This window comes from Xenorhabdus bovienii, from assembly GCF_024721015.1.
Classification (GTDB): Bacteria; Pseudomonadota; Gammaproteobacteria; order Enterobacterales; family Enterobacteriaceae; genus Xenorhabdus; species Xenorhabdus bovienii.
The window spans coordinates 1-1644 of record NZ_JANAIF010000196.1 but is presented as its reverse complement, the minus strand read 5'-3'; the positions used below and the strand labels follow the sequence as shown (position 1 = coordinate 1644).

Here is a 1644-nt window from a genome sequence, read left to right as displayed (position 1 = left end):
TCGGTCTATGTCATTCGTCAGGGACAAGTAGCCCCGATAGCCACAGCATCAATAGAGAAGATACTGAGAGACTACACAGCGGATGAACTGGCTACTGGTGTGATGGAAACGGTGCGGTTCGATGCACACGAATTATTGATCATCCATCTACCGCGTCATGTCCTGTGTTATGACGCAGCAGCCAGCCAGAACGCGCCGCAATGGTGCATCCTGAAAACTGGCCTGTTTGATGATGTCTATCGCGGTATCGATTTCATGTTCGAGGGTAATCAGATAACGGTGGGTGATAAACGCGAGCCTGTGACCGGGCAGCTTAACTTTTCTTCATCTGACCAGTATGGACAGCAGCAGGAGCATTTGCTGTATACACCAATGTTCAAGGCTGACAATGCAAGAGTGTTCGACTTTGAGTTAGAGGCATCTACGGGGGTGGCTCAGTACGCTGACAGGCTATTCCTCTCTGCAACGGCTGACGGCATCAATTACGGTCGAGAACAGATGATCGAACAGAACTCGCCATTTATCTATGACAAGCGGGTGCTTTGGCTGCGTGTTGGTCGTATCCGTAAAAACATCGGATTTAAAGTGCGAGTAATCACCAGATCCCCTGTCACTCTCTCCGGCTGTCAAATCAGGTTGGAATAACTATGGCTGATAACAATCTCAAAAACCCTGTTGAAGTACAGGCGACTCGTATTGATGCTACTTTACTTCCTACTAATTTCTCTCAACCCTACTTTCTCTATGTTGTCCAGCAGGGAACTGATTTAGGAAATGTGGCAAACAAAGCTAATCAGGCCGGTGATGGAGCCTATGATGCTCAGGTTAAAAACGATGAGCAAGATGTTGTGCTGGCAGATCATGAAAAGCGCTTACAATCCGCCGAAACACAACTTGCCGACCATGAAAAACGGATCACCTCAGCAGAAGAAACCCTGGTCAATCATGAACAGCGGATAACGGCTGTTGAGAGCGATGTAAAGACAATCAAATCTGATTACATTTCGAAATCTGCTACGACAGTGCAATCTCTAGCATCACCCCTGAATGTCACCACATCCTATTCAATTGGTGGCGTTCAGGTGGTAGGTGCTCGTGTAACCGGATTCACAGCGTCAACGGGTTCAGCACTGAAAGACGGCTTTAATGCAGACCAATCTTACGCTATCGGTTCCACATACTCGCAAGCTGAGGTTCAGGCGTTAGCTGCTGGACAGATTCAGGCAAGGCAACGAATCAAGGCACTGGAAGATGCACTTCGAGTACACGGACTTATCGACTAATGACCAAAATAGACACTATCACTGGTTCACAACTTATGCGGCTGTGGGGCGTTCCGTCATGGGTGGATTATCCCGCTGATTATTATCTCTGGCAAGGCTGCGGTGTATTTGTGGTGATTGAACGAGGCGAACATGTTGAATTGCACATGGCGATGAAGAAAGGCGAAAGACACCGCTCCAGTGATGCCGCCAGCGATATTCTTTCACTGATTGGCAATAGGGTTATCCATGCACCCATTCTCTCAACATCGAAACATGTCTGTAATCTAGCGCGGAAATTTGGCTTTCACCTGCAATCAGATGATGTCGTTGAACTCATTGATGGGCGCAGAGAACAATTATTTTTAATGGTTAGGAGTTA

General features: G+C 47.4%; 3 protein-coding genes. All 3 read left to right on the top strand.

Annotated elements, in window-relative coordinates:
• Window positions 1-645, top strand: a 645-nt coding sequence (locus NXS07_RS19890) for a packaged DNA stabilization protein (RefSeq protein ID WP_258087496.1), incomplete at its 5' end; no start/stop codon positions are given.
• A 2-nt stretch (window positions 646-647) separates the two neighbouring features.
• On the top strand, window positions 648-1283 hold the full coding sequence (locus NXS07_RS19885) for a phage tail protein (RefSeq protein ID WP_238100059.1): 636 nt from the start codon (window positions 648-650) through the stop codon (window positions 1281-1283).
• The coding region (locus NXS07_RS19880) for a hypothetical protein (RefSeq protein WP_038218597.1) at window positions 1283-1644 on the top strand (362 nt) is incomplete at its 3' end. The genes NXS07_RS19885 and NXS07_RS19880, both read left to right, overlap by 1 nt.